Here is a 5,477-nt window from a genome sequence, read left to right on the forward strand (position 1 = left end):
GCCTCGTCCAGCGGTCTTAAGCCTTAGCGGACAGTCGCGATGAGCCAAGGAAATGCCGCTGTCGGCAATTGAGGATCGAAACCCGTCGGCTGAATGGCAACGAAGGGGTCGATATGCCTGAGGTTAAATGCCACGTTCAAATTGCGGGAGAGCAGCCCAGCTTTAGCTCAGCCGGTCATGCGCAACCGGCGATGCAGATAATTGTCGTCGAAACCAGCGATCTGAACCAGTTTTACCGGATCGAGAATAGTAACGCTACCGCGCTTCAGCGCCATTGCGCCTGCCAGCCGTAGATCCTTCAGCACACGATTGATGTGAACTGCAGTCATGCCAAGGGCATCGGCGAGAACGAGTTGGGAAAGGGGCAGGGAAAATTCTTCATCCCCAGTCAAACCGATATTCCGTGCCCGAAGGTAAAGTTCGCAGATGAGATGTGCCACGCGCTCAGTCGAACTGCGTCGACCCATACTGACGATCCAGGCGCGCATGACACTTTCGTCCACTAGTTGCGCAGAATACATCGCTTTCGCTATGTTTGGATGATCACGCATCATAGTCTCCATGTCTGTTTTTAGAGACCGTTGCGACCGTCGCGGGCCCGTGATTGCCTGAATACCGTGATCCATTTCCGCAAGCAGCTTGATATGCAAGTCGCAGGCGTCGCCCGGCATCAGAAACGCCATTATCTGGCGCGTACCGCTCGGCAGGATTTTATAACGGCAGACCCAACCGTCCAGAACCACAAACATCGGCCCCGGCTCATCGCCCTCACGAATTAAGTCCTGCCGGGGCGAATAGCGGCGAGGGTGCGAGGTAGCGTTCTCGATTATTCGGACATCGCTGGCTGTAAGTTCAGCCAACCCGCCCAATTTTTTTACAAAAGGGTTAGCCATGGGCTGTCCTACCCCCGCTAGGTCTAATTTGATATTGATGAATGTTGTTGTTCAATATTATTGTATGTTGTTGTTCTTATTGCCACCGCCCTGTATCAGCTCGGTATCGTTGGCAGGCTTCACCAGGCGTCGGCGGCTGAAAGCGCAGATATGCTTTCGCCTGTACCTGAGGTTTTATAATGCCCCACAACGACAATTATCCAGCAAAGCCGGGCGGTTCCCTATCATCACCGGATGCACATGGTCCTGCAGCCTTGCTACTTATTGAAAGCCTGATCCACGGACTTTGTGAAAATGGAACGCTCCTGACCTATGAAGCAATCGACATTGTGGAACGGGCAGTCAGTGTACAGCGTGATCGGGCTGAGGCGACAGATGGCTCCAACGCACAGATGTGGGAGTCGCATGTGCTCCTTGCATCTATCGTATCCTCACTCAGAGTTGACGAAGACAAGCCCTGAACCGCCCCGGCTTTCCCTGATGCATTTTCAATTCAGTCTTGCGACCATACTGAAGTTCTCAATGGCCGCATAGTAGTTGGCTTCGGCTTCGGCGGACGGGATATGCCAAATGGGGCCGAATTGGCGGTGTCAACGAGCACCGAAGATTCCGCAAAAGCGAGCATCCAAAATTCCTTAGTTTGGCGGGACGATTTGTGCCGGTGATCAGCGGTGATGGAGATCGGGCTTTTCCTTTGCGGGCGGGCGGCTGCGGCGTTTCGGCAAGGGCGGCGGGTTGATGGACGGTGCAGGGCGCGCATGCTCGGTAAGCAGGTCAGCGTGCTGTCGCTTGCGATAAGCGAAGGGCCAAAGCCAAGGGCTGATGCATCATCAAAAGCGTTGACAACAGGCTGCAAGCGACCGACCATTTCGGTTGTTTCATCACGCATGGCGGGCGTCCCCACAAAAGGAATGTCCAATGAACGACTCGACCTGATCACCGCGCATGCCGCCCGCAACGGGCTGCCGCGCGGTTGCGCGAATGAAATTTGGCACAAGGTGAGACAAAAACTTCACTGATCGCGATCCGCGACGCGTCTCACGCCAATATTCGCCATTATCCGCTCACGCACGCCTGCTGCCGCCAGCGTCCACCGACATTTGAGAGCATGACCGTGTTGACCCCGACAGGTCTCTTGTCCGGGACGGCAAGGCATTGAATGCTCGTCATCGGGGGCGCGTAACATGCTGTGAAGAGACTGTCCCGATGACCAATAGTGATCGCATCATTCGCCTGAAAACCGTTCTGGCCCGCACGGGCCTCTCTCGTTCCACCCTCTATCGCAAAATCGCTGACGGTACATTTCCCGCGCAAATCAAAATCAGCGTCCATGGCGCTGGATGGCGGGAGTCGTCCGTCAATCTGTGGATCGCCGATCCCGTGTCCTACAGGGCCGACAATGACAACTTGCCTTCGCGCAGGGAGGGCGGCCATGAGAAAGGATGACGATGAAGCCCCAGACCATCGCCTCGTTGCCGCGAACGACAATGGCGTTGTCACCGGACCGCCTGACATGGATGTAGAAGCGGCGCTGACCTGCATCGCAGAGGCTATGGGTCGGCACATCGCCCGCCAGCATATTCGCGCCCGTACAGCGGCCAATGACAATCCGCCCTGGGTGACTGAAGGAGAGTAAGCGCGATGGCAATGTGGGTGGCACATATGCTCTAGTTGAGTATCGACTTTTGTTGACACTGTTCGGTGCTCTGATAGTGTAGAGCAAATACCACTAAAAGGAGGCGCGCGATGCGTGTGCAGGTCAAGAAATGGGGCAACAGCGCCTCGGTGCGGATACCCGCATCGGTGATGGCTGCTGCTGCTTTGCACGTCGATCAGGCGGTGGATGTACGGGAAGAAGGTGGCCGCGTGGTGATCGAGCCGATCCGAGCGCCCGTCTACGATCTCGATGAATTGCTATCGGCAATGACGCCCGACACCTTTCCCGATGATGTCGATTTCGGCGCTCCGATCGGCAAGGAAGTCTGGTGATGCCTGCCTGGGTGCCCGATAGCGGAGACATCATATGGCTCCATTTCGATCCGCAAGCGGGACATGAACAGGCTGGTCACCGTCCCGCCCTCGTCCTATCGCCCGCGCGCTATAACGGTCAGCGTGGCATGATGCTATGTTGCCCGATGACAACGCGGATCAAGGGCTATGCCTTTGAGGTTGTCGTCAGCCACGATCCGCCAAGCGCTATCCTGGCGGATCAGATCAAGAGTCTCGACTGGCGTGCCCGCAAGGCCAGCGCCAAGGGGAAAGTATCGGCCGAAGTGCTCGCCGATGTTCGTGCCAAACTCAAGGTGCTGCTGCAAATCTAGCCTATCGGGGAGATACTCATGACCCGCGTTGCCCTCTACGCCCGTTATTCCTCCGACCAGCAGAGCGCCGCGTCGATCGAAGATCAGCTTCGCATCTGCCGCGAGCGGGCGGCCAGCGAAGGCTGGCATGTTGTTCAGACATATTCGGATGCTGCGATCTCGGGGGCCAGCATGATCCTGCGGCCTGGCATCCAGTCATTGGTGCAAGACGCACGGGCAGGTCTGTTCGACATGGTGCTGGCCGAAGCCCTGGATCGGGTCTCGCGTGACCAGGCGGACGTTGCCACGCTCTACAAGCAACTCCAGTTCGCCCGCGTGCCGCTGGTGACGCTGTCAGAAGGCGAAATTTCCGAACTGCATGTCGGTCTCAAGGGCACGATGAATGCGCTGTTCCTCAAGGACCTCGCCAAGAAGACCCATCGCGGCCAGCGCGGCCGCGTGGAGAAAGGCTTTTCGGCAGGACCGGTAGGCTATGGTTATCGCACGGTGAGGCGGCTTTCCAGCGAAGGTGAACTGGTGCGCGGCGAATGCCGGATCGAGCCGAGCGAAGCGCCAGTGGTCGAGCGCATCTTTCGCGAGTTCGCTGCGGGCAAGAGTCCCCGCGCCATTGCTCGCGACCTCAACGCCCAAGGGATCGCTGGTACTTCCGGACGGCCATGGAGCAACACTACCGTGACCGGCAAGCGTTGCCAGGGCGTGGGTATTCTCAACAATGAACTCTATGTCGGAAAGCGGGTCTGGAACCACAAACACTATCTCAAGAATCCGCTGACGGGTCAGAGGGTAGCCCGCACCAATCCCCAAGCCGAATGGGTTCGGGTAGAGGTTCCGCATCTGCGGATTGTAAGCGACGATCTATGGCGGGCTGTGAAGCAGCGACAGGATGCACTTACCGACAAATATACCCAAGCCACGCAAGCCAGCCGGATGCATCTTGGCAGACGCCCGGTCCATCTGCTCTCGGGACTTATCGAATGCGGCCTTTGCGGCGGCAAGGTCGGCGTGGCGGTCAATGGGCGCTATGGCTGCTTGAACCATCATCGCCGTCAAATCTGCGCCAACAACCGGACCATTCGCCGGGAAGTGCTGGACCAGCGGGCACTTGCGGGCCTTACCGAACGGCTTGTGTCGCCCGACAAGGTGCAGTCCGCCGTTGCCGCCTATGCCGAGCATATCAATCGCGAGAATCGGGAACAGCGCGCGCAGGCTGAAGGCGATCGTCGTGCGCTGGAGAAGATCGATCGGGCCATTGCCGGGATCATGAGCGCCATTGAGGACGGACTGTATCAGCCTGCCATGAAAGCTCGCATGGCAGAGCTTGAACGAGAGAAGGGCAACATGGCCGCCCGCATTGCTCAGCTACCGCAACCCATTGCCGATGTGCATCCTGGCATCGCCGAAATCTACAAGCGGGAAATGACGCGGTTTACACAGGCGCTCGAAGACCCCGAAACACGGCTTGATGCCTCGCAGGCCATTCGGTCGCTCATCCACCGGATCGTCTTGCATCCTGGCGAAAAGCGCGGGGAAATACATGCCACGCTACACGGTGCCTTAGTGGGCATTCTAGATTTTGCTCGGGAGACTTCCGGTCCTGCTACCCTTGTTACAACAAAGGCGGCTTCGAGTTCGCGGGAGAGGGTTTGGTGAGGGTCTGTCTTACTGTCTGGCAAACCCTCGCAAAAAAGCCCTCACCGACTACGACTAGGGCAGCAAGCTGCCAAGTCTTCATAGCCTCTCCCGCAAAGGCGGGAGAGGGGCACAATATTAAATCGCCGCCCCGTCACCCCCCCCCCCTGAGCAAMCCCCCACAGCCGCATCCCCGCTCGAAACAGGTACAAGCACACCCCGCGCCGCCTGCCCCGCGCGCACTATCGAGCCCGCCGTCGCGATCGATCAGCAGCCTTGCGTCATCGCGCGCCGGGTCGATCAGCGCGGCCATATGTTCGGGCGTCGCCAGCTTCAGCGCTGCCTCGCCCGATTGCCGCGTGCCCAGCACTTCGCCCGCGCCGCGCAGCCGCAAATCCTCCTCGGCGATCAGAAATCCGTCATTCGTCTCGCGCATCAGCGCCAGCCGCGCGCGCGACGTCTCGCCCAGCGCATTGCCCCGGATCAGCAGGCGGACCGACGGCTTGTCGCCGCGCCCCACCCGCCCGCGCAACTGGTGCAACTGCGCCAATCCGAACCGATCCGCCCCCTCAATGATGATCAAGCTGCTATTAGGCACGTCGACGCCGACCTCGATCACCGTGGTCGCGACCAA

At 58.7% G+C, this 5,477-nt stretch carries 9 protein-coding genes; 7 read left to right on the forward strand and 2 right to left on the reverse strand.

What is annotated here, in order from left to right; all coding sequences use genetic code 11:
* Positions 1 to 167 precede the first annotated feature (167 nt).
* Entirely contained in the window at positions 168 to 893 is a 726-nt protein-coding gene (locus tag BF95_RS24160) for a Crp/Fnr family transcriptional regulator (protein ID WP_043155255.1), read from the reverse strand.
* Between the two features lie 179 nt (positions 894 to 1,072).
* Here BF95_RS24160 and BF95_RS28005 point away from each other — a divergent pair, with 179 nt between their 5' ends.
* The 7 genes from BF95_RS28005 to BF95_RS24185 all read left to right on the forward strand — a co-directional run bounded on the left by BF95_RS28005 (position 1,073) and on the right by BF95_RS24185 (position 4,864).
* A complete protein-coding gene (locus BF95_RS28005) occupies positions 1,073 to 1,354 on the forward strand; it encodes a hypothetical protein (protein ID WP_161774422.1) in 282 nt (93 codons plus the stop codon).
* A gap of 297 nt (positions 1,355 to 1,651) precedes the next feature.
* Positions 1,652 to 1,912, forward strand: coding sequence for a hypothetical protein (locus BF95_RS27710; protein ID WP_152542919.1), 261 nt, complete (start codon positions 1,652 to 1,654; stop codon positions 1,910 to 1,912).
* A 187-nt stretch (positions 1,913 to 2,099) separates the two neighbouring features.
* Entirely contained in the window at positions 2,100 to 2,339 is a 240-nt protein-coding gene (locus tag BF95_RS24165) for a helix-turn-helix transcriptional regulator (protein ID WP_043155256.1), read from the forward strand.
* Complete coding sequence (locus BF95_RS24170) at positions 2,326 to 2,529, forward strand: hypothetical protein (protein WP_043155258.1); 204 nt, start codon at positions 2,326 to 2,328, stop codon at positions 2,527 to 2,529. Before BF95_RS24165 ends, BF95_RS24170 begins: the two co-directional genes overlap by 14 nt.
* Before the next feature lie 110 nt (positions 2,530 to 2,639).
* On the forward strand, positions 2,640 to 2,882 hold the full coding sequence (locus BF95_RS24175; RefSeq protein WP_043155261.1) for an AbrB/MazE/SpoVT family DNA-binding domain-containing protein: 243 nt from the start codon (positions 2,640 to 2,642) through the stop codon (positions 2,880 to 2,882).
* Positions 2,882 to 3,214 carry an endoribonuclease MazF gene (mazF, locus tag BF95_RS24180; protein ID WP_043155263.1) on the forward strand — a complete coding sequence of 111 codons (333 nt, stop codon included), beginning with the start codon at positions 2,882 to 2,884 and terminating at the stop codon, positions 3,212 to 3,214. The genes BF95_RS24175 and mazF overlap by 1 nt, the downstream gene beginning before the upstream one ends.
* Before the next feature lie 18 nt (positions 3,215 to 3,232).
* A complete protein-coding gene (locus BF95_RS24185; RefSeq protein WP_043155265.1) occupies positions 3,233 to 4,864 on the forward strand; it encodes a recombinase family protein in 1,632 nt (543 codons plus the stop codon).
* Positions 4,865 to 4,997: 133 nt separating this feature from the next.
* On the opposite strand, the gene BF95_RS24190 is transcribed toward BF95_RS24185, so the two are convergent.
* Positions 4,998 to 5,477 (reverse strand): helicase-related protein (locus BF95_RS24190; protein ID WP_268747202.1); only part of this gene is annotated, 480 nt, incomplete at its 5' end.

The organism is Sphingobium sp. Ant17 (assembly GCF_000588875.1).
Lineage (GTDB): Bacteria > Pseudomonadota > Alphaproteobacteria > Sphingomonadales > Sphingomonadaceae > Sphingobium.